At 63.7% G+C, this 21,664-nt stretch carries 21 protein-coding genes; 2 read left to right on the top strand and 19 right to left on the bottom strand.

The features are described 5' to 3' along the window. Nucleotides 1-280: 280 nt before the first annotated feature. The 5 genes from BMW76_RS19600 to BMW76_RS19580 all read right to left on the bottom strand — a co-directional run bounded on the left by BMW76_RS19600 (nucleotide 281) and on the right by BMW76_RS19580 (nucleotide 4,824). Nucleotides 281-1,216, bottom strand: coding sequence for an electron transfer flavoprotein subunit alpha/FixB family protein (locus BMW76_RS19600; protein WP_090868022.1), 936 nt, complete (start codon nucleotides 1,214-1,216; stop codon nucleotides 281-283). 35 nt (nucleotides 1,217-1,251) lie between these two features. Next, nucleotides 1,252-2,001 (bottom strand): electron transfer flavoprotein subunit beta/FixA family protein, encoded by a 750-nt coding sequence (locus BMW76_RS19595; protein ID WP_090867982.1) that lies wholly within the window; start codon nucleotides 1,999-2,001, stop codon nucleotides 1,252-1,254. Between the two features lie 318 nt (nucleotides 2,002-2,319). Beyond that, on the bottom strand, nucleotides 2,320-3,120 hold the full coding sequence (locus BMW76_RS19590; RefSeq protein WP_090867980.1) for a MetQ/NlpA family ABC transporter substrate-binding protein: 801 nt from the start codon (nucleotides 3,118-3,120) through the stop codon (nucleotides 2,320-2,322). 26 nt (nucleotides 3,121-3,146) lie between these two features. Next, nucleotides 3,147-3,800, bottom strand: a complete 654-nt coding sequence (locus tag BMW76_RS19585; RefSeq protein WP_090867978.1) for a methionine ABC transporter permease — start codon at nucleotides 3,798-3,800, stop codon at nucleotides 3,147-3,149. After that, a complete protein-coding gene (locus tag BMW76_RS19580) occupies nucleotides 3,790-4,824 on the bottom strand; it encodes a methionine ABC transporter ATP-binding protein (RefSeq protein ID WP_090868020.1) in 1,035 nt (344 codons plus the stop codon). Before BMW76_RS19580 ends, BMW76_RS19585 begins: the two co-directional genes overlap by 11 nt. A gap of 273 nt (nucleotides 4,825-5,097) precedes the next feature. Between BMW76_RS19580 and BMW76_RS19575 the strand changes: the two genes are divergently transcribed. Further along, on the top strand, nucleotides 5,098-5,943 hold the full coding sequence (locus BMW76_RS19575) for an alpha/beta hydrolase (RefSeq protein WP_245763283.1): 846 nt from the start codon (nucleotides 5,098-5,100) through the stop codon (nucleotides 5,941-5,943). A 6-nt stretch (nucleotides 5,944-5,949) separates the two neighbouring features. Here the strand turns inward: BMW76_RS19575 and BMW76_RS19570 are convergent, their stop codons facing one another. Both BMW76_RS19570 and BMW76_RS19565 read right to left on the bottom strand, forming a co-directional pair. Beyond that, a complete protein-coding gene (locus BMW76_RS19570) occupies nucleotides 5,950-6,771 on the bottom strand; it encodes an enoyl-CoA hydratase (protein WP_090867974.1) in 822 nt (273 codons plus the stop codon). Between the two features lie 33 nt (nucleotides 6,772-6,804). Next, nucleotides 6,805-7,728: a histone deacetylase family protein gene (locus BMW76_RS19565; protein WP_090867971.1), complete on the bottom strand. Its 924-nt coding sequence runs from the start codon at nucleotides 7,726-7,728 to the stop codon at nucleotides 6,805-6,807. A 207-nt stretch (nucleotides 7,729-7,935) separates the two neighbouring features. On the opposite strand from BMW76_RS19565, the gene mltB reads away from it, so the two are divergent. Continuing rightward, on the top strand, nucleotides 7,936-9,147 hold the full coding sequence (gene mltB / locus BMW76_RS19560) for a lytic murein transglycosylase B (protein WP_090867969.1): 1,212 nt from the start codon (nucleotides 7,936-7,938) through the stop codon (nucleotides 9,145-9,147). Between the two features lie 88 nt (nucleotides 9,148-9,235). Here mltB and cysM read toward each other — a convergent pair whose 3' ends face one another. The 12 genes from cysM to BMW76_RS19500 all read right to left on the bottom strand — a co-directional run bounded on the left by cysM (nucleotide 9,236) and on the right by BMW76_RS19500 (nucleotide 21,636). Continuing rightward, nucleotides 9,236-10,138 (bottom strand): cysteine synthase CysM, encoded by a 903-nt coding sequence (cysM, locus tag BMW76_RS19555; RefSeq protein WP_090867967.1) that lies wholly within the window; start codon nucleotides 10,136-10,138, stop codon nucleotides 9,236-9,238. Nucleotides 10,139-10,550: 412 nt separating this feature from the next. Beyond that, a complete protein-coding gene (locus BMW76_RS19550; RefSeq protein ID WP_090867964.1) occupies nucleotides 10,551-10,919 on the bottom strand; it encodes a ComEA family DNA-binding protein in 369 nt (122 codons plus the stop codon). Between the two features lie 76 nt (nucleotides 10,920-10,995). Continuing rightward, the gene (gene rfaD, locus BMW76_RS19545; RefSeq protein WP_090867962.1) at nucleotides 10,996-11,988 is read right to left on the bottom strand and encodes an ADP-glyceromanno-heptose 6-epimerase; all 993 of its coding nucleotides are present in this window, start codon (nucleotides 11,986-11,988) and stop codon (nucleotides 10,996-10,998) included. An 80-nt stretch (nucleotides 11,989-12,068) separates the two neighbouring features. Beyond that, nucleotides 12,069-13,067 carry a D-glycero-beta-D-manno-heptose-7-phosphate kinase gene (gene rfaE1, locus BMW76_RS19540; RefSeq protein ID WP_090867960.1) on the bottom strand — a complete coding sequence of 333 codons (999 nt, stop codon included), beginning with the start codon at nucleotides 13,065-13,067 and terminating at the stop codon, nucleotides 12,069-12,071. Continuing rightward, nucleotides 13,024-14,436 carry a UDP-glucose dehydrogenase family protein gene (locus BMW76_RS19535; RefSeq protein WP_090867959.1) on the bottom strand — a complete coding sequence of 471 codons (1,413 nt, stop codon included), beginning with the start codon at nucleotides 14,434-14,436 and terminating at the stop codon, nucleotides 13,024-13,026. Before BMW76_RS19535 ends, rfaE1 begins: the two co-directional genes overlap by 44 nt. A 90-nt stretch (nucleotides 14,437-14,526) precedes the next feature. Beyond that, nucleotides 14,527-15,702, bottom strand: a complete 1,176-nt coding sequence (lapB, locus tag BMW76_RS19530; RefSeq protein ID WP_090867957.1) for a lipopolysaccharide assembly protein LapB — start codon at nucleotides 15,700-15,702, stop codon at nucleotides 14,527-14,529. A gap of 55 nt (nucleotides 15,703-15,757) precedes the next feature. Continuing rightward, a complete protein-coding gene (locus BMW76_RS19525) occupies nucleotides 15,758-16,051 on the bottom strand; it encodes a LapA family protein (RefSeq protein ID WP_087738089.1) in 294 nt (97 codons plus the stop codon). Between the two features lie 301 nt (nucleotides 16,052-16,352). Then, on the bottom strand, nucleotides 16,353-16,676 hold the full coding sequence (locus BMW76_RS19520) for an integration host factor subunit beta (protein ID WP_090867955.1): 324 nt from the start codon (nucleotides 16,674-16,676) through the stop codon (nucleotides 16,353-16,355). A gap of 22 nt (nucleotides 16,677-16,698) precedes the next feature. Continuing rightward, a complete protein-coding gene (gene rpsA / locus BMW76_RS19515; protein WP_090867952.1) occupies nucleotides 16,699-18,429 on the bottom strand; it encodes a 30S ribosomal protein S1 in 1,731 nt (576 codons plus the stop codon). Nucleotides 18,430-18,590: 161 nt separating this feature from the next. Beyond that, nucleotides 18,591-19,277 carry a (d)CMP kinase gene (gene cmk, locus BMW76_RS19510; RefSeq protein ID WP_090867950.1) on the bottom strand — a complete coding sequence of 229 codons (687 nt, stop codon included), beginning with the start codon at nucleotides 19,275-19,277 and terminating at the stop codon, nucleotides 18,591-18,593. 49 nt (nucleotides 19,278-19,326) lie between these two features. Continuing rightward, entirely contained in the window at nucleotides 19,327-20,631 is a 1,305-nt protein-coding gene (aroA, locus tag BMW76_RS19505) for a 3-phosphoshikimate 1-carboxyvinyltransferase (protein ID WP_090867947.1), read from the bottom strand. Nucleotides 20,632-20,649: 18 nt separating this feature from the next. Further along, the gene (locus BMW76_RS19500) at nucleotides 20,650-21,636 is read right to left on the bottom strand and encodes a prephenate dehydrogenase (RefSeq protein ID WP_090867945.1); all 987 of its coding nucleotides are present in this window, start codon (nucleotides 21,634-21,636) and stop codon (nucleotides 20,650-20,652) included. Between the last annotated feature and the right edge of the window lie 28 nt (nucleotides 21,637-21,664).

Genomic DNA, 21,664 nt, shown 5'->3' with positions numbered 1-21,664 from the left:
GACGTTCAGCGGCGCCAGTACTTCGCCGCACAGCTTCGCGGATTCCTCGATCACGGCCTGGGCCGTTTCAAGGCCGGCCTCTTCGAAGCCGGGCAGTTCAGCGACGTCGTCAAGGCCCGCCAGTTCCCGAATCACGAACATCATGTCCTTGGTGGGTGCCGTGTAGCTCATTTGTGTCTCCTCCACGACTTCGATAAAAAAGGGGCGCCGGATTCAACATCCTCGCGCCCCTTTGTCTGGTGCCTGACTATCGTGCGCCGTCATGCGACGCGGTGTTCTATCAGCCGAGTGCGTTCACCAGTTCCGGCACGAGCGTGAACAGATCGCCGACGAGACCGTAGTCCGCGACGCTGAAGATGGGCGCCTCTTCGTCCTTGTTGATTGCGACGATCACCTTCGAGTCCTTCATGCCCGCAAGGTGCTGGATCGCGCCCGAGATGCCGACCGCGATGTACAGTTGCGGCGCGACGATCTTGCCCGTCTGGCCGACCTGATAGTCGTTCGGCACGTAGCCTGCATCGACGGCGGCGCGCGAGGCACCCATTGCCGCGCCGAGTTTGTCGGCCAAAGGCTCGAGAATCTTCGTGTAGTTCTCGCCGCTGCCGAGACCCCGGCCGCCCGACACGATGATGTTCGCCGACGTCAGTTCCGGACGGTCCAGCTTCGTCACTTCGCGGCTCACGAACTGCGAGATGCCTGCGTCGGCCGCCGCTTCGATCTTCTCGACCGACGCGCTGCCGCCTTCCGCTGCGACCGGGTCGAAGCCCGTCGCACGCACCGTGATGACCTTGACGGGATCAGCCGACTGCACGATCGCAATCGCATTGCCCGCGTAGATCGGACGTTCGAACGTGTCCGCGCTATCGACAGCCGTGATGTCGCTGATCTGCGCGACGTCGAGTTTTGCCGCGATGCGCGGCGCGATGTTCTTGCCGTAGGCCGTCGCGGGCGCGAAGATGTGCGAGTAGTCCTTCGCGATCTTCAGCACCGTCGCCTCGACGTTTTCTGCGAGACCCGCTTCGAGTTGCGGCGCATCGGCGAGCAGCACCTTTGCGACGCCCGCAATCTTCGCAGCCGCGTCCGCAGCAGCTTGTGCGTTGTGGCCAGCGACCAGCACGTGAATGTCGCCGCCAATCTTCTGTGCGGCCGCGACCGTGTTCAGCGTCGCGGCCTTGATCGACGCGTTGTCGTGTTCAGCAATTACCAGAATCGTCATTTCATTCGTCTCCGCTTTCCGTAAATTCGCGTCGATCAAAGCACTTTGGCTTCCGTCTTGAGCTTCTCGACCAGCGTCTTCACGTCCGGCACCTTGACGCCGGCGGAACGCTTCGGCGGCTCGCTCACTTTCAGCGTCTTCAGACGCGGCGTCACATCGACGCCCAGTTCTTCGGGCTTCACGGTTTCCAGCGGCTTCTTCTTCGCCTTCATGATGTTGGGCAGCGTCACATAGCGCGGCTCGTTCAGGCGCAGATCAGTCGTCACCACGGCGGGCAATTGCAGCGAAAGCGTTTCCGCGCCGCCATCGACTTCACGCGACACCGTCGCCTTGCCGTCAGCCACGACGACCTTCGATGCAAACGTCGCCTGCGGCAGATTCGCCAGCGCGGCCAGCATCTGGCCCGTCTGGTTGGAATCGTCGTCGATGGCCTGCTTGCCGAGAATGACCAGCGACGGCTGTTCCTTGTCGACCAGCGCCTTCAGCAGCTTGGCCACAGCCAGCGGCTGCAGGTCTTCATTCGATTCGATGAGGATCGCGCGATCCGCGCCGATCGCCAGCGCCGTGCGCAGCGTTTCCTGGCACTGCGCGACGCCTGCCGACACCGCGATCACTTCCGTCGCGACGCCCGCTTCCTTCAGGCGCACGGCCTCTTCGACGGCGATTTCGTCGAACGGATTCATCGACATCTTTACATTGGCAATGTCGACGCCCGTGTTGTCCGACTTCACGCGGACCTTCACGTTGTAGTCAACCACTCTCTTGACTGGCACCAGGATTTTCATGCACACGCTCCAAAGTTACGAATACGTCAACCCGACGGACATTATAGCGATAGCCTCCGCGGGAGCCGCCCGGGATTGCTGGATATCGAGGATATCGCTCCCCGATGGCGATGACTGCAATATCGAACGGTCGTGCTATTCTAGATCGGAAAGAGCCCAAAAGCCAAGTCGGGGTTCCTACCGATACGACCGCATAGCGGGGCCAGATGCGCCGCACGATGCGGCGCCATTCACCCTATGGTCTTGCACGCAGCGGCGCGGCCGGCTCCCACGGCACTGCGCAGCACCGCTCACCGAGACGCGCTCATCGAGACACAATCACCAGGAGGCGATCACCGCGCCGCCAAACTTGCTGTCGATGAACTGCTTCACTTCTGGCGAGTGATACGCCGCGATCAGCTTCGCCACCCACGGCTTGTTGCGGTCCGACTCGCGGATTGCAATGACGTTCACGTACGGCCCTTTCGGGTCCTCGATCGCAATTGCGTCCTGCTTCGGCTTCAGACCCGCTTCCATCGCGAAGTTCGTGTTGATCGCGGCTGCGTCGACATCGCCGAGCGAGCGCGGAATCTGCGCCGCGTCGAGTTCGACGATCTTCAGCTTCTTCGGGTTCTCGGCGATGTCGAGCGGCGTCGCCTTCAGGCCCGCATCCGCGCGCAGCTTGATCAAGCCCTGCTTTTCCAGCAGAAGCAGCGCGCGTCCGCCGTTGGTCGGATCGTTCGGCACCGCGATCTTCGCGCCCGTCGGCAGTTCGGCAAGCGACTTCAGCTTCTTCGAATAGATGCCCATCGGGAAGGTCACGGTATCGGCGACCTTGATCAGCTTGTAGCCGCGGTCCTTCACCTGCGCCTGCAGATACGGCTCGTGCTGGTAGCTGTTCGCGTCGAGGTCGCCGCCGGCGAGCGCCGCGTTCGGCTGCACGTAGTCCGAGAATTCGATCACCTTGATGTTCAGGCCGTTCTTCGCGGCGACTGTCTTCACGACGTCCATCAGCTGCGCGTGCGGACCGCCCGTCACGCCGACCTTGATCGATTCGTCGGCGAACGCGAGCGACGATGCGCCGAACAGCGACACGGCGCCCACTGCGGCCGCGAGCTTGAGAATGAAACGACGTTGCATGACCAAACCTTTATTTTCCAAGAGTGTTATTTGTGGCTCAAACGACGCACGAGCCAATCCCCGAACGACTGCACCAGCTGCACGAAGACGATTAGGATCACGACGACCGTCACCATCACTTCCGGCAAAAAACGCTGATACCCATAGCGGATGCCGAGATCGCCCAGACCGCCGCCGCCGATCGCGCCCGCCATCGCCGAATAGCCGACCAGCGACACGAACGTGATCGTCAGACCCGCGACGATGCCCGGCAGCGATTCCGGCAGCAGCACCTTGAAAACGATCTGCGACGTCGTCGCGCCCATCGCCTGCGCCGCTTCGATCAGGCCGCGATCGACTTCGCGCAGCGCCGTCTCGACAAGGCGCGCGATGAACGGCGCGGCGGCGATCGTCAGCGGCACGACGGCCGCGGCCGTGCCGATCGACGAGCCGACGACGAGGCGCGTAAAAGGAATCACAGCGACGAGAAGAATGATGAACGGCGTCGAGCGCACGGCATTGACGACCACGCCCATCGCGCGATTGACGCCGAGGTTCTGCAGCACACCCTGGCGGTCGGTCAGATAGAGCAGCACGCCGAGCGGCAGGCCGACGGCCGCGCCGATCAGCCCCGAGATGCCGACCATGATCAGCGTTTCCCAGAACGACTGCACGAACATATCGAACATTTCACTCAACATGTGACAACTCCTCGACCACCACGCCCTGTTCGCGCAGAAACGCCTGCGCCTGCGCCACCTTCGACGGCTCGCCGCCCGCGAGCACGGCGAGCGAGCCGAACGCCTGCCCCTGAATCTCGTCGATCTGGCCATGCAGGATGTTGAAGTCCAGTTCGTAGCGGCGAATCGTCTCCGAGAGAATCGGCTGATCGACGCCCGAACCCGTGAACGCGAGCCGCAGCAGATGGCCGCTGCCCGTCTTCAGACGCTCCGCGACGCGCGCCTTCAGCGCCGGCGGCAATTCTTGCGCGATCACATCGCCGATCAGCGCGCGCGTGACTTCGTGATGCGGTTGCAGGAACACGTCGATGACCTTGCCCTCTTCGACCACACGTCCGTTATCCAGCACGGCGACGCGGTCGCACACCTGCTTGATCACTTCCATCTGGTGCGTGATCAGCACGACGGTCAGCTTCAGCTCGCGGTTGATGCGCTTGAGCAGATCGAGAATCGCGCGCGTCGTTTCGGGGTCGAGCGCGGACGTCGCTTCGTCGGAGAGCAGCACTTTCGGCTTGCTTGCGAGCGCGCGCGCAATGCCGACGCGCTGCTTCTGCCCGCCGCTGATCTGCGACGGATAGCGGTCCTTCTGCGCCGTCAGCCCGACGAGTTCGAGCAGCGGCAGCACGTGCGCCTCGATCTCCGCGCGCTTCATGCCGGCCAGTTCGAGCGGCAGCGCAACGTTGTCGAACACCGTGCGCGACGACAGCAGGTTGAAGTGCTGGAAGATCATGCCGATCTCGCGGCGCGCCTCGCGCAACTGCGCGGCCGGCATCGTCGTGAGGTCGCGGCCATCGACGACGACATTGCCTTCCGTCGGGCGCGTCAGCAAATTGATTGTGCGGACCAGCGTGCTCTTGCCCGCTCCACTGCGTCCAATGATGCCGAACACCTCGCCTTGGGGAATCGACAGATTGACGTTGTGCAGCGCTTCGACCCAGCCCCGTGGCCCCGGAAAACGCTGCGAAAGATTGCGTAGTTCGATCATGAAAAACGAAACGGCGGACTTTGCCAGCAAGCGTCGCACGCTCCAGGCACCGGCCGCCGTGACTTTTATTGGGATTTGAGCCGCCGATTTTACCGCAGACGTGTTCATATCCTTTAATAATCAATTCAGAGACTTTCATAACCGACCGGAATTAGAGGACTGCCCGCTTCGATTGGCCGCAACGGGAGCGAGGCGCGCCGCTATGATCGGGCGCACAACGACAACAATCGGACGATGCCCATGGAGACGACCCAGGCCGCTGCCATTCCCGCGATGTCCCAACCCGAACGGTCCCACGCCGTCACGACCGACGGCGTCGAGTTGCCCGTCTACCGATGGCGCGCGTCGGGGATAAGGCGCGCGACGGTCGCTCTTCTGCACGGACTCGCAGAGCATGCCGGACGCTACGCGGCGCTTGCGCAGGCGCTTAACGCGAACGGCATCGAACTGATCGCGGTCGATCTGCGCGGTCACGGCCGTGCGCCCGGACCGCGCGCATGGATTGAGCGCTTCGACGAATATCTGCTCGATGCCGACGCGCTCGTCACGGTGGCCGCACACAACGACGGGCCGCTGTTCCTGATGGGCCACAGCATGGGCGGCGCGATTGCCGCGTTGCACGCGATCGAAAAGCACGCCCCTTACGGACGGCCGTTGAACGGCCTGATCCTGTCGAGCCCCGCGATGGCTCCCGGCCATAACGTGCCGCGCTGGATGCTGGCGTTGAGCCAGAAGATCAGCCGCGTATGGCCACGCTTCCCGGCGATGAAAATCGAAGCCGCGCTGTTATCGCGCGATCGCGCTGTGGTCGAGGCGAACCGGAACGATCCGCTCGTGCATCATGGCCCGATCCCCGCGCGCACGGGCGCCGAACTGCTGCTCGCGATGCAGCGCATCGAGCAAGGCCGCGCGGGCCTGCGCGTGCCGCTGCTGATCTGGCACGGCACGGCGGACAAGCTCACCGAGCCCGACGGCAGCCGCGACTTCGGCGCGCACGCCGGCTCGCCGGACAAAACGCTGACGCTTTACGACGGCAGCTATCACGAGACGATGAACGACCTCGATCGCGAGCGCGTGATGGGCGCGCTCGTCGACTGGATATTGAAGCGTTCGGAATGAAGCCGACTATCGCGCGGCCTGGCGACCGGACGTGTGCTTCCAGTCGGGCGGCCGCTTGTCGATGAACGCCTGCACGCCTTCGAGCGCGGAGTCGTCCATCATGTTGCAGGCCATCGCCTGCCCAGCCAGCTGATACGCCGCCTCGATGCCCATTTCGAGCTGCCGGTAGAACAGGCTCTTGCCCGCTTCGACGGCCTCGCGCGGTTTCGCGCAGATGCTCTTCGCGAGCGCCGCCACCTCGATATCGAGGATGTCGAGCGGCACCACGCGATTCACGAGGCCTTGCTGCTTCGCCGCCATTGCGTCGATGAAATCGCCCGTCAGCAGCATTTCGAGCGCGGCCTTGCGCGACACGTTGCGCGCCAGCGGCACCGATGGCGTCGCGCAGAACAGTCCGAGATTGACGCCTGACACGGCGAAGCGCGCGATGTCGGCGGCTACGGCGAGATCGCACATCGCCACCAGCTGACAGCCCGCCGCCGTCGCGATGCCGTGCACGCGCGCGATCACCGGTTGCGGCATGCGCTGGATCGCGAGCATCACTTTCGAGCAGCGCGCGAAAAGCGCCTGGTAATAGTCGAGCGACGGCGCGGCGCGCATTTCCTTCAGATCGTGCCCGGCGCAGAACGCGCGGCCCGCGCCCGCGATCACCACCACGCGCGCGTCGCTCTTCGCGATGTCGGCGAGTTGCGTGTGCAGTTCTTCGAGCAGCGCCTCCGACAGCGCATTGAACGCGTCCGGCCGGTTCAGCGTGAGACGGACGACGCCGCGCACATCGTAGGCATCGCGTGTAACGTCGATTAGCGGGCCCGTTGCATCGCTATTCATGATGAGCTTTCCTCCCGTGCGCGGCGCCCGTGTTCAGATGCCCGCGAGCGTGCGCACATGCGCGACGACGCTGCGTCCGAGCGCCGACAGGTTGTAGCCGCCTTCCAGACAGCTGACGATGCGCCCTTGCGCGTACTTGTCCGCAACATGGCGAATCTGCTCGGTGATCCACACATAGTCGTCCTCGACGAGACCCATGTTGCCGAGATCGTCCTCGCGATGCGCGTCGAAGCCCGCCGACACGAACAGCATCTGCGGCTTGAACGCGTCGAGGCGCGGCAGCCAGATCATGTCGATCGCCTCGCGCACGACCATGCCCTTCGAGCGTGCTGCGATAGGCACGTTGCACATGTTCGGCGCCTGGTTGTCGGCGCCCGTGAACGGATAGAACGGATGCTGGAAGATGCTGCACATCAGCACGCGCGTATCGTTGGAGAACGCGGCCTCCGTGCCGTTGCCGTGGTGCACATCGAAATCGACGATCGCGACGCGCTCGAGTCCGTGCACTTCGAGCGCGTGCCGCGCGGCAATCGCGACGTTGTTGAAGAAGCAGAAGCCCATTGCCCGCGCCGGCTCCGCGTGATGGCCCGGCGGACGCACGCTGCAAAACGCGTTGTCGTAACGGCCTTCGATGACGGCGTCGGTGGCCGCAATGGCCGCGCCCGCCGCACGCAACGCGGCCGTCCACGTATGCGGATTCATCGACGTGTCAGGATCGATCTCCGCATAGCCGGTGCCCGGCGAGCGCTCGCGGATGTAGTCGACATGCGCTTTCGTATGCACGCGCAGCAGCGCGGACTCGTCGGCAAGCGGTGCGGACTCGCGTTCGATCAGTTCGCCGATGCGGCTTGCGATCAGTTGGTCTTCGATTGCCTGCAGACGCGCGGGGCATTCGGGATGCCATTGCCCCATCTCATGCTGCAGACAGTCTGCGTGTGTATAGAAGCCGGTTGCCATGAGTCGATTTCGAGCGGCGCGCCGCGCGAGGGGTGCGAGGGGCGCTGCGTGTCTCCGTTCATGAGCGCAATGGGTTGCGCGAATACTACGAAGTTACCACACGAAGCGCCAGGACCGCGCTGGCGCAACGCTTCTACACAGATTGGCGAACCTCGTCGGGTATACTCCCCGTAACTTTTTTTTGCCCGCACACACCTTCAGTTCACTATGACCGTCAAGCTTGCTCTGTCCGCTCAACATCGGCTACGCGCAACGACTGTAGCCGCCGCACTGACCGTCGCGTGGTGCGTGTTCGCGGGAGCCGGCCCGGCCTCGGCGCAGACCGTCAAGACCAAACCACGCGCGCTGCTCGCGCAAAGCCAGCCTGAGCAGCCGACGCAAGGACAGACGTTCGAAGAGGAGATCGTTCCGCAGCGCTATGCGAACAACGGCAATGTCGATGCATTCATCAACGACATGGTCGCGCGCTACGACTTCGATCCCACGGCATTGCATGCGCTCTTCGCGCGCGTGAACTATTCGGCGACGGCCGTAAAACTCGTGACGCCATCGCCGACGCCGTCGATCAAGAACTGGCGTGTCTATCAGGCGCGCTTTCTCGACCCGGTGCGCATCAACGCGGGCGTGAAATTCTGGCGCGCGAACCAGGCGACGCTGCAGCGCGCCTACGAGCAGTACGGCGTGCCGCCGGAAGTGATCGTCGGCATCATCGGCGTCGAGACGATCTATGGGCGCTACATGGGCAACTTCCGTGTGCTCGACGCGCTCACCACGCTCTCGTTCGACTACCCGGGCACGCCCAATCGCGACGAACGCCAGGTGACGTTCCGCAAGAATCTCGAAGACTATCTGGTGTGGACGCGCGACGCGCAGATCGATCCGACGACAGTGCTCGGCTCGTACACGGGCGCGATCGGCATTCCGCAATTCCTGCCGAGCAGCATCGTCCAGTACGCGGTCGACTACGAAGGCAACAAGAAGATCGATCTGCGCACGAGCCAAGCCGATGCAATCGGCAGCGTCGCGAACTATCTCAGACAGAACGGCTGGGAAACGGGCCGGCCCGTCGTGTGGAACATCGGGACGGATACAGGCAGCCTCGGCATCGCGCAGGCGGCCGCGACGGGCGCGCCGGAACCGCGCTGGTCGCTGCAGCAACTGCTGAAGGCGGGCATGCTGATGAACCAGCCGGGCCTCGACATGCACACGGAAGCAGGCACGCCCGTCACCGTGGTCGATCTGCCGTCGCCGGGCCGGCCGACGGAATACGTGCTGGGTCTGAAGAACTTCTATGTGCTCACGCGCTACAACCGCAGCTTCTTCTATGCGCTCGCCGTCTATGAGCTCGGCGAACGCGTGAAGGCGCAACTGGATGCGACGTCGGCGGGCAACGCATCGGTGCCTTCCGCTTCGCAGTAACCGGCTGTCGATACGATTCATGAAAAACGCCGGCGCTTGCCGGCGTTTTCGTTTTCCGCTCTGGCTTGCCGCAGCCGGCAAGCCAGGTTCAGGCGGGGAACACGCCCGTCGACAGATAGCGGTCGCCACGATCGCACACGATGAACACGATCGTTGCGTTCTCGACCTGGCGCGCGATACGCAGCGCCACTTCGCACGCGCCCGCCGACGAGATGCCGCAGAACACGCCTTCGACGGCCGCCATCCGGCGCGCCATCGCTTCCGATGCCGACTGGCTCACGTTCTCGACGCGATCGACGCGGCTGCGGTCGAAAATCTTCGGCAGATAGGCCTCGGGCCATTTGCGGATGCCCGGAATACGTGAGCCCTCTTCCGGCTGCGCGCCGATGATCTCGATCGACGGATTCTGTTCCTTCAGATACTGCGACACACCCATGATCGTGCCCGTCGTGCCCATCGCCGACACGAAATGCGTGATGCGTCCTTCCGTGTCGCGCCAGATTTCGGGGCCCGTCGCTTCGTAGTGCGCAAGCGGATTGTCGGGGTTGCCGAACTGGTCGAGGATGATGCCCTTGCCCTCGCGCTGCATCTGCTCGGCGAGATCGCGCGCGTATTCCATGCCGCCCTTCACGGGCGTCAGCAGGATTTCGGCGCCGTATGCCGCCATGCTCTGGCGCCGCTCCAGCGACAGGTCTTCGGGCATGATCAGGATCATCTTGTAGCCGCGGATCGCCGCCGCCATTGCGAGCGCGATGCCCGTGTTGCCGCTCGTCGCTTCGATCAGCGTGTCGCCCGGCTTGATGCGCCCGCGCAGTTCCGCTTTCTTGATCATCGAAAGCGCGGGGCGGTCTTTCACCGATCCCGCCGGATTGTTGCCTTCGAGCTTGCCCAGCACAACGTTGTTGCGGCTGCGGATGTCGTCGTCCACGAGACGGACGAGCTGGATGAGAGGCGTGTTGCCGATCGTGTCTTCAATCGTTTTGTAAGCCATGTCGTTGTGTGCTGTGACGATGCGCGGAGTCTGGAATCCGTCGATTCTAAACCAGCATCCGCATGCCCGCCCGCAGCCCATAACGGCTGCATGGATGCCGCCGGGGTTCCTGTCGCGCCGTATGTGGTTGCGATGTAGCTGCGATTTCGCCGCGATGTGGCTGCATACGGGCAGGCACTGGCCGAGGCATTTGCCGCTCTTTCGACGGCAAACGAACCGCGCCAGTCCTTGCGACGACCAGTCGCGCAAACGCAAAAAGCCGCGGCAGGCTGGATCTGCCGCGGAAGCCAGTCACTTGCGTGACGGCTGAAGGGAGCGGTTGCCACAACTCCGGCCAGAAGGAAGATGGCACGGGGCGAGCGCCCGCCGCGCGCGAGCGTTGCCGCGCATGTCAGGCGCTCAGTTCAGGCGGCTATTTCTTGACCGCCACGGCGGCATCGTTCTTCGCAGCGGGCGCGGCCTTCGCATGAGGCGCCGCAGCCTGTGCGCCAGCAGCAGCGACAGTCGCCGCACCAGCGCCCGATGTGCCGACAGCGAGGCCCTCGGTCTGCAGACGCTCGACGGTATGACCGCCGAGCCCCTTGACGCGCTTGCTGAGATCCGCCGCATCCTTGAACGGGCCGTGGGCCGCGCGTTCGTCGAGGATGGCTTTCGCCTTCGCGGGACCGATGCCCTTGATGCCGCGCAGCGCTGCTTCGTTAGCGGAGTTGACGTCGACGGTGGCGAACGCCTGGCCGAAAGCGGCAAGCATGGCCGCCGTGACGATGACTTTTTTGAACATATGGAATCTCCCTGAAACACCGGCCGGTGACGATCACCGACCGGGAGACTCCAGTGTAGAGAGGCGTACGAACGATTTACACCTGGCCGAATAGCCAACGCACGTAGCGATCGACGCCTTCCTGCACCGTCAGGAACGGCGCATCGTAGCCCGCGGCGCGCAGCTTCGTCTGATCGGCCTGCGTGAAGCACTGGTACTTGCCGCGCAGCGCATCGGGGAACGGGATGTACTCGATCAGCCCGCGCTGCACCAGTTCGGCGAGCGACAGCGCCGGCTCGCCGTCGAGCACGCGCAGCGTGTTGACGACCGTCGATGCGATATCGTTGAACGGCTGCGCGCGGCCGCTGCCGAGATTGAAGATGCCCGACTTCTCCGGGTGATCGAAGAAATGCAGATTGACCTTCGCGACGTCTTCGACGGAAACGAAATCGCGCGTCTGCTCGCCTGCTGCGTAACCGTTGTACTCGCCGAACAGCTTCACCTTGCCTTCGGCGCGGAACTGGTTGAAGTTGTGGAACGCGACGGACGCCATGCGCCCCTTGTGCGCCTCGCGCGGCCCGTACACGTTGAAGTAGCGAAAGCCGACGATCTGGCTCTTCGCGGCAGGCAGCACGCGGCGGATCACCTGATCGAAAAGGAATTTCGAATAGCCGTACACGTTGAGGGGCGCTTCGAACTCGCGCTCCTCGACGAAGCGTGACGAGCCGCCATACGTCGCCGCCGACGACGCATACAGAAACTGCGCTCCCTGTGCGAGGCAGGCGTCGAGCACCGCGCGGCTATAGCGGAAGTTGTTGTCCATCATGTAGCGGCCGTCGGTTTCCATCGTGTCCGAGCAGGCGCCTTCATGGAAAATCGCGCGCACCTTGCCGAAGTCGCCGCGCGCAAAACGCTCGACGAATTCGGTCTTGTCGATGTAATCGATGATTTCGCAGTCGACGAGATTCTTGAACTTGTCGGCGCGCGTCAGGTTGTCGACGGCGATGATGCGGTCTTCGCCGCGCTCGTTGAGCGCCTTGACGATATTGCTGCCGACAAATCCAGCCGCGCCGGTGACGATGAGGGTCATGGTCGTCCTGATGTGATGAGTATCAACGGATGCGGGAGATGAACCGCGCGCCCCGCTGCACGAGCCGGCGCGCGGCGACATCAATGAAAGAGTTCGTCGTAGTCGACGGTGGCCGTACCGAGCTTGGCGACCACGATGCCCGCCGCGCGATTCGCGAGCGTGACGGCTTCGTCGAGCGGCAGGCCCGCGCCGATCATCACGGCGAGTGTCGCGATCACGGTATCGCCCGCGCCCGACACATCATACACTTCGCGAGCTACAGCCGATGCGTGCAGAATGCCCTCATCGGAGAAGAGCGTCATGCCCTCTTCCGAGCGCGTAAGCAGCAGCGCGTTCAGGTCGAGTTCGGCGCGCAGCTTCGTCACGCGCGCGAGCAGATCGGCTTCCGACTTCCACTGCCCGACCACCTCGCGCAGCTCTGCGCGGTTCGGCGTGATCAGCGTCGCGCCGCGATAGCGCTCCCAATCGTCGCCCTTCGGATCGACCAGCACCGGCTTGCCGGCCGCGCGCGCCTTTTCGATCATCTTCGTGACGTGCGTGAGACCGCCCTTCGCGTAGTCCGACATCAGGATCACGTCGTGCGTCGGCAGCAGCGCGTCGTAGCGCGCGAGGCCCGCGAGCAGCGCTTCGTGCGCCGGCGCCCTTTCGAAGTCGACGCGCAGAAGCTGTTGCTGACGCGACAGCACGCGCAGCTTGATCGTCGTCGGTAGCTCGGGGTCGCGCTCCAGATGCGGCGCGACGCCGCTATCGCCCAGCAGTTGCACGACGCGCTCGCCCGGCTCGTCGTGGCCGACGACGCACAGCAAGCCCGCCTGCGCGCCAAGCGCCGCGGCGTTGCGCGCGACGTTCGCGGCGCCGCCCAGCCGGTCTTCCTGCTTCTGCACGAGCACCACGGGAACGGGCGCTTCCGGCGAAATGCGATTGACGTCACCGAACCAGTAACGGTCGAGCATCACGTCGCCGACCACCAGCACGCGCGCCGCCGCGAGGCGCTCGCGTGCGACGATGCCGACCTCGGGTGCGAGCGCCGCGCCTTCAGGTACGGTCGGAGTCGGATGTAGATTCAGCGGGTCGTGCATAGGGACGTCCAATCGAGTGATAGTCGATGCCGAGTTCGGCCATCGCGTCGGGTTCATACAGATTGCGGCCATCGAAGATCAGCGGCGTCTTCAGTTCGGCCTTCATATGCACGAAGTCCGGGCTCTTGAATTCCTTCCATTCCGTGACGATGACGAGGGCATCGGCGCCCGCCAGCGTCTCGTCCTGCGTGCTCGTGAAATGCAGGCGCGCCTGCTGGTCGGGCACGCCTGCGAGATCGAGCGCGAAGACGCGCCTCGCTTCCGCCGTCGCGACCGGGTCGTACGCGCGCACCGTCGCGCCCCGCGCGAGCAGCTGAGAGATGACGCGGCGGCTCGGCGCCTCGCGCATGTCGTCGGTGTTCGGCTTGAACGACAGGCCCCATACCGCGAACGTACGGCCACTCAGATCGTCGCCGAGCGCATCCGTGATCTTGCGCACGAGCACTTCCTTCTGCTCGTGGTTCACCTCTTCGACGGCTTCCAGAATGCGCAGATTGTGCCCCATCTCGTTCCCCGTCCGGATCAGCGCCTGCACGTCCTTCGGGAAGCACGAGCCGCCGTAGCCGACGCCCGCATACAGGAAGTGATAGCCGATGCGCGGGTCCGAGCCGATGCCGCGGCGCACGGCCTCGATGTCCGCGCCGACGGTATCGGCCAGATTCGCCATCTCGTTCATGAACGAGATGCGCGTGGCGAGCATCGCGTTGGCCGCGTATTTCGTGAATTCGGCCGAGCGCACGTCCATGTACAGCGTGCGGTCGTGATTGCGGTTGAACGGCGCGTAGAGGCGGCGCATCTTCTCGCGCGCCTTGTTGCCGTCTGCGTCGTTGTCGATGCCGACCACGATGCGATCAGGCCGCATGAAGTCATCGACGGCCGCGCCCTCTTTCAGGAATTCCGGGTTCGACACGATCGAGAAGCGGTGCTGCGGGCTGCCCGCGAGACCGCGCTTGTGCAGCTCTTCGTCGATCACGGCGCGCACGCGTTGCGCGGTGCCGACGGGCACCGTCGACTTGTCGACAATCGCCTTGAAGCTGTTCATCGTGCGGCCGATATTGCGTGCCGCTTCGAGCACGTATTGCAGGTCGGCGGAACCGTCCTCGTCGGGCGGCGTGCCCACCGCGATGAACTGGACCTCGCCGTGCGCGACGCTCGCCTCGACATCCGTCGAAAAAGTGATGCGTCCCGCCGCGCGTGAACGCGCGATGATCTCTTGCAGACCCGGCTCGTGAATCGGCATGCCGCCGTTATTCAGGATTTCGATCTTGCGTGGGTCCACGTCCAGACAGAAAACGTCGTTGCCGACCTCGGCAAGACATGCGCCCGTGACGAGACCTACGTAACCCGTGCCGATAATGGTGATTTTCATACGCTTTCCGGTAGGTGATGCCGGTTCAAAGTTCGAAACTTGAATGCTGCGCAACGGCCGCTCTCCGCGCTGATGCGCTCGCGGCGCGCGTCAGCTCGATGCCGTGATCGGCTCGACGCGGCGCGGCGCATAGGTTTCCCAACCACTGCAGCCCGGACACTGCCAATAGAACAGCCGCGCCCGGAAGCCGCAATTCTGGCACGTGTACCGTGGCAGATTTTTGGTCCGCTGACGGATCAGCGTGCGCATCAGTTCCAGTTCGCTGCGGCGAGGCTCTTCGGCCACCGCCTGTTGCGCTTCGAGCAAGCGCGTCATGCCCGCCAGATTCGGCGACTTCTGCATCTGCGTGCGCGCGAGCGCATGCGCGGCCTCGGGGCCCCGCAACGCCGACACGTACTGGTACGCGACGTCGAGCAGATCGTTCGACGGATAGCCGTCGACCCAGGTGGTCAGAAGATCGGCGCCCTCATTCTGCCGTCCGAGCGCTTCGTAGGCTTTCATGACCTTCTCGGCGACGAGCGGCAGATACGCGGGATTCTGCTCCTCGACGTGCCGCCATTGGGCGATCGCCTTGTCGTGATCACCGGCCGCCGCGTCGACGTCGCCGAACAGGATCGTCGCGCGCACGTTCTGCGGATGCGCCTTCAACGCGAGATCCAGCTGACGCCGCGCTTCATCGGGCTTCTTCTGCTGCAGCGCTTCCTGCGCGAGCTCGCAGTGGAAATGGCCGATTTCCTTGTCGAGCGACTCGACGCCCATCGATTCGAGCCGGCGCGCCGTATCGATCGACTTGTTCCAGTCCCTCTCGATCTGATAGATGGTCAACAGAGCACGTTGCGCACCCAGCGCATAGTCGCCCGATTGCAGCGCCTTGAACGTCTCTTCCGCGCGATCCAGCAGGCCGGCCTTCAGGAAGTCCTGGCCCAGTTCGTACAACGCATGATCGCGCTCGGTGACGGGCAGATCGGCGCGGTTCAACAGGTTCTGATGCACGCGGATCGCGCGGTCGGTTTCGCCGCGGCGGCGGAACAGATTGCCCAGCGCGAAGTGCAATTCGATCGTTTCCGGGTCGAGCTTGACGACTTCGATGAACGCGTCGATCGCCTGGTCCGGCTGTTCGTTCAACAGAAAATTGAGTCCGCGAAAATAGGAACGCGGCAGATTGGCGCTTTCGGAAAGCAGCGTCTTGAGGTCATAACGCGCGGCCACCCAACCGAACGCGAACGCGACGGGTATGACGAGCAGCCACCAGAGGTCTAGATCCATGCGAATGTGCGGGAATGCGAAAGAGGCCGCGCGCAGCGCACGCGGCGTGTAAGGGCTAGATGAGCGGCGGCATCGGCGGTTCTTCGACGGCAACGGGCGTTTCGCGCGCCACGCGCAGTTCGCGCTTGAGCCGGCCGTTTTCCATCCTCAAGCGGAACATCGCCGGCAATGACGACACCAGCCCGGCCAGCAGGCCCACCACGAAGAACGCCAGTCCGATCAGGATCAAGGGCGCCTGCCACGAATATCCGGCGAGGAAATTCAGCGTAGCGCTCTGCGTATTGGACAGTGCAAGCACCAGCAGCAGCACGAACACCAGCACGCGAATCAGCCAGACGATAAATTTCATGTAGTGATCTCTTGACGGCAGTTGCGGGAGGACGCCGGCCAGATGACGCGTCGCGCCACGGTGTATGCCCGCGCCGAAGTGACCCGTATTGTAAATGAACGCCATGACGACTGGCACAGGCGTGCCGATCGTGATGCCTAGCTGTCGTTTAGGGAATGAATATGGCGCACGTTCCGGACCCGGTGGCCGTCAGAATCGACGGGCGAAAAAAAAGCGCCCAAAGGCGCTTTTTCTGGTCAATGCCGACTGGTGTGGCCACCGGTGAACTTCAACGCGAACTGCATACTTGCATACAGCAGGCTCAAAGATCGTCGTCCGGCGCTTCGTCTTTCAGCGGCTCACCCGCGCGACGATCGACGCGTTCACGCAACTCTTTGCCAGGCTTGAAGTGCGGCACGTGCTTCTCGGGCACCAACACCTTTTCGCCCGACTTCGGGTTGCGCCCGACGCGGGATGGACGACGGTTGAGGCCGAAGCTGCCGAAGCCACGAATTTCGATGCGATGGCCGTTGGCCAGAGCGTCCGACATCGCATCGAGCATCGTCTTCACCGCGAAATCCGCATCCTTGAGGACAAGTTGCGGAAATCGCATAGCCAGCTGGGCGACCAATTCCGATTTGGTCATACTGCAGCAGACCCCTTAAGGCTTACTGGTTCTGGCCGTCGAGCTTGGCCTTCAGCAGCGCGCCGAGGTTCGTCGTGCCGCTTGCCGCCGAGCTGCTGTCAGCTTGCAGGCCGCGCATCGCTTCCTGCTGCTCAGCCGAGTCCTTCGCCTTGATCGACAGGTTGATGCCGCGCGACTTGCGGTCGATGTTGATGATCATCGCATTGACCTTGTCGCCTTCCTTCAGCACGTTGCGAGCGTCTTCCACGCGATCCTGCGCGATTTCGGAAGCGCGCAGGTAGCCTTCGACGTCAGCCGTCAGCTGAACCACAGCGCCCTTCGCGTCAATCGATTTGACCGTGCCGTCGACGATCGAACCCTTGTCGTTCATTGCAACGAAGTTGCTGAACGGGTCGCCTTCGAGCTGCTTGATGCCCAGCGAAATGCGTTCCTTCTCGACGTCGATGCCGAGAACGATCGCTTCCACTTCGTCGCCCTTCTTGTACTTGCGAACAGCTTCTTCGCCCGTTTCGCTCCACGACAGGTCCGACAGATGAACCAGACCGTCGATGCCGCCAGGCAGACCGATGAACACGCCGAAGTCGGTGATCGACTTGATGGCGCCCTGGATCTTGTCGCCCTTCTTGAAGTTGCGGCTGAAGTCGTCCCACGGATTCGGCTTGCACTGCTTCATGCCGAGGCTGATACGGCGGCGGTCTTCGTCGATTTCGAGAACCATGACTTCGACTTCGTCGCCCAGCTGGACAACCTTCGACGGCGCAACGTTCTTGTTGGTCCAGTCCATTTCCGACACGTGGACGAGGCCTTCGATGCCCGATTCGACTTCGACGAACGCACCGTAGTCGGTGATGTTCGTGACCTTGCCGAACAGACGCGTGCCCGACGGGTAGCGGCGCGAGATGCCTTCCCACGGATCGTCGCCCAGTTGCTTGATACCGAGCGAAACGCGGTTCTTTTCCTGGTCGAACTTGAGGATCTTTGCGGTGACTTCCTGGCCAACCGACAGCACTTCGCTCGGGTGACGCACGCGACGCCATGCGATGTCGGTGATGTGCAGCAGGCCGTCGATGCCGCCGAGGTCCACGAACGCGCCGTAGTCGGTGATGTTCTTGACCACGCCTTCGACAATCGCGCCTTCCTTCAGCGTCTCGAGCAGCTTTGCGCGCTCTTCGCCTTGCGTCGCCTCGATGACGGCGCGGCGCGACAGCACGACGTTGTTGCGCTTGCGATCCAGCTTGATGACGCGGAATTCCAGCGTCTTGCCTTCGTACGGCGTCGTGTCCTTGACGGGGCGCGTGTCGACCAGCGAGCCCGGCAGGAACGCGCGGATGCCGTTGACCATGACGGTCATGCCGCCCTTGACCTTGCCCGTGATCGTGCCCGTCACGAGTTCGTTGTTGTCGAGGGCCTTTTCCAGCGACAGCCACGAAGCCAGACGCTTCGCCTTGTCGCGCGACAGGATCGTGTCGCCATAGCCGTTTTCCAGCGCGTCGATCGCGACGGAAACGAAGTCGCCCGCCTGCACTTCTACCTCGCCCGCGTCATTCAGGAACTCTTCGAGCGGGATGTAGGCTTCGGACTTGAGACCAGCGTTCACAACGACGAAGTTGTGGTCGACGCGCACGACTTCGGCGGAGATGACTTCGCCAGCGCGCATGTCCTGCTTGGTCAGCGACTCTTCGAACAGAGCCGCAAAAGATTCGGTATTCGGGGTAGAGGTTTGCAGGTCGGACATAAAAATCTGAATTTGCATGGTTTTCGCAGCGTCAGGTGAACCACCATGGTTCAGCACTACGGCAAAGGAGCGAAAGCCATACGGGGTTAAGGGTTAAACAATTGCTTCGCGCTTCGTTCACACTCGGCGGCAAAGCACCTACACGACAACAAAAACACCTTTGATGCGAGTTTCCGCGTTCAGTTCTGCGGAACCAGCGCCCGGTACCATTGCACCACCTGTTCGACCGCCTGGTCGATCGACAGTGCCGAGGTATCGAGCAGCTGCGCATCGGCTGCGGGCTTGAGCGGCGCGGCTTCACGCTTGCTATCGCGCTGGTCGCGTTCACGCAAATCCCGAAGCAAGTCATCCATATTAGCAGAAAAACCTTTTTGGATCAATTGCTTATGCCGGCGGGCCGCGCGCGCCTCGACGCTCGCCGTCAAAAACACCTTCAGCAAGGCATCAGGAAAGATCACAGTGCCCATGTCGCGGCCGTCCGCGACCAGGCCGGGCTGCTTGCGAAAAGCCCGCTGACGGGCCATCAGCGCAGTCCTGACGGGTGCATGAACGGCAATAGCCGACGCCCGGTTGCCGATTTCCTCCGCGCGGATTTCCGTCGACACGTCGACGCCGTCCAGTTGCGCGATGCCCTCGCGAAAGGTGATATGAAGATCGCCGACCAGTTTTGCGAGCGCCTCGGCGTCGGCGGCGGAGATGTTGTAGCGCACGCTGGCGAGCGCGGCGAGCCGGTACAGCGCGCCGCTGTCCAGCAGGTGGAAGCCCAGTTCGGCGGCTACCAGCGCGGCTACCGTGCCTTTGCCGGATGCGGTCGGGCCGTCGATCGTGATGACGGGCGTCTGGTGAAAGGGACGAGTCGATTTCATCTAGAAAGTCGCCCGTCGAAACGGGCGGCGGATGTTGTCAATGCGAGGGTCAGGGTTGAGCGAGCGCAAGGAAGCGCTCGAAATAATCGGGGAACGTCTTGCCGACGCACTTCGGGTCGTTGATTCGCACGGGCACGCCACCCAGGCTCACCAGCGAGAAGCACATCGCCATCCGGTGATCGTCGTAGGTGTCGATTGCGGCGTTCGCCGTCAGTTTTTCGGGCGGCGTGACGACGAGGAAATCCTCGCCTTCCTGCACCTTCGCGCCGACCTTGCGCAATTCTGTCGCCATCGCGGCAATCCGGTCGGTTTCCTTGACGCGCCAACTCGCGATATTGCGCAGCGTCGACGTGCCGTCGGCAAACAGCGCCGCCACGGCGATCGTCATCGCCGCGTCGGGGATCAGGTTGAAGTCCATGTCGATCGGGTCGAGCTTGCCGTGGTCGTTGCCGACACCGCGCACCTCAATCCAGTCGTCGCCCATCGTGACGTTCGCGCCCATTTTCGTGAGCGCCGTCGCGAAACCGACGTCGCCCTGGATGCTCGCGCGGCCCACGCCCTCGACGCGCAGCGGCCCGCCGCCCAGCGCGCCCGCCGCGAGGAAGTACGACGCCGACGACGCATCGCCCTCCACCATGATCTTGCCCGGCGACTGATAGCGCACGCCGTTCGGAATCGTGAAGCGCTCCCAGCCGAGCCGCTCGACCTTGATGCCGAAGCGCGCCATCAGCGCAATCGTGATCTCGATATAGGGCTTCGAAATCAGTTCGCCCGCCACTTCGACGACCGTCTCGCCGCTTGCCGTCCTGACGAGCGGCAGCGCCATCAGCAGCGCCGTCAGGAACTGGCTCGACACGTCGCCGCGCACGCGGATCGGCGCGTCGACGGCAATTTGCGCCGGACGGATGCGCAGCGGCGGAAAGCCTTCGTTCTCTTCGTAATCGATCTTCGCGCCGATCTGACGCAGCCCGTCGACCAGATCGCGGATCGGCCGCTCGTGCATGCGCGGCACGCCGTGAATGCGGTAATCGCCACCGTTCACCGCGAGCGCCGCCGTCAGCGGCCGCACGGCCGTGCCCGCGTTGCCGAGGAACAGATCGGCGCGCGCCGCCGGCAGCGCGCCGCGCGTGCCCGTGACGACGCACGTGTCGCCGTCGCGTTTGAGCTTTACGCCGAGCTTTTCGAGCGCGTCGAGCATCACGCGCGTGTCGTCCGAATCGAGCAGATTCGTGATCGTCGTCTCGCCCTCGGCCAACGCCGCGAGCAGCAGCACGCGGTTCGAGATGCTCTTCGAGCCGGGCAGACGGACCGTGCCGGACGCACGGGAAAATGGTCCGAGATCGAGATGTTCCATGTGGATTCCAGTGTCCAGTTATTTCGACGCGTCGTCGGTTGCGGAGCGTGCGGGCGACGGCTGCTGGGACGCCTGTTGCGACGCTCGTTGCGACGATGCGGCGCGTTCCTGCCACTCGCTGCGCGCCGAGCGCGAGCGCGCGAACACGGCTTCGAGCGTGGCGCCGTCGCCGGCTTCAATCGCCGTGCGCAGGCGCGCCAGCACGGCCGTATAGGCATCGAGCTCGTCGAGCAGCGCCGCGCGGTTCGCCACGCACACGTCGCGCCACATTTCCGGGCTCGACGCGGCAATCCGCGTGAAGTCGCGGAATCCGCCCGCCGCGAACGAGAACTTGAGCGCGGCGTCGGGTGAATTGAGAATCTGCTCGACGAGCGCGAACGACAACACATGTGGCAAATGGCTGACCGACGCGAACACGCGATCGTGCTGCGCAGCCGACATCGCGTGCACGCTCGCTCCCGTCGCGCGCCACATGGCGGCAACGCGTTCGACGGGCGCCGGTGCATTCTCCGGCAACGCGCACAGCACGACGTTGCGGTTCACGTAAAGGTCCGGCAGCGCCGCATCGACGCCGCTCGATTCGCGGCCCGCGATCGGATGCCCCGGCACGAACTGGCCGATGCGCTCGCCCAATGCCGCGCGCGCCGCAGCGACGACGTCGGACTTCGTGCTGCCGGCATCGGTGACGATCGTCGACGGATCGAGAAACGGCGCGATGCGTTCGAGCAACGGCTGCGTCTGCGCAACGGGCGCCGCGAGCAGAACCAGATCGGCGCCCTTGAGCGCGTCGCGCAGCGCGGCGTCGTCGGCGAGCGCTGCGCTCGCGTCGATTACGCCCAGCTCCAGCGCGCGTTGCATCGACGCCGCCGAGCGCCCCACGCCGATCACGCAGCGCTCGCCGCCTACGTCCGCGCGTTCGCGCAGCGCGCGAGCGAGCGATCCGCCGATCAGCCCGACGCCGAAAATCACCAGTTTGTCGAAAGAGAACGCTGCCACGTCAGTCACAGAAAAAACGCGCCTCGCACTCGATGAG

The sequence above is a fragment of the Paraburkholderia diazotrophica genome, from assembly GCF_900108945.1.
In the GTDB taxonomy this organism is placed as follows: Bacteria; Pseudomonadota; Gammaproteobacteria; order Burkholderiales; family Burkholderiaceae; genus Paraburkholderia; species Paraburkholderia diazotrophica.
The sequence above is the reverse complement of the archived record's forward strand: the minus strand, read 5'-3'. Positions and strand labels throughout refer to the sequence as shown.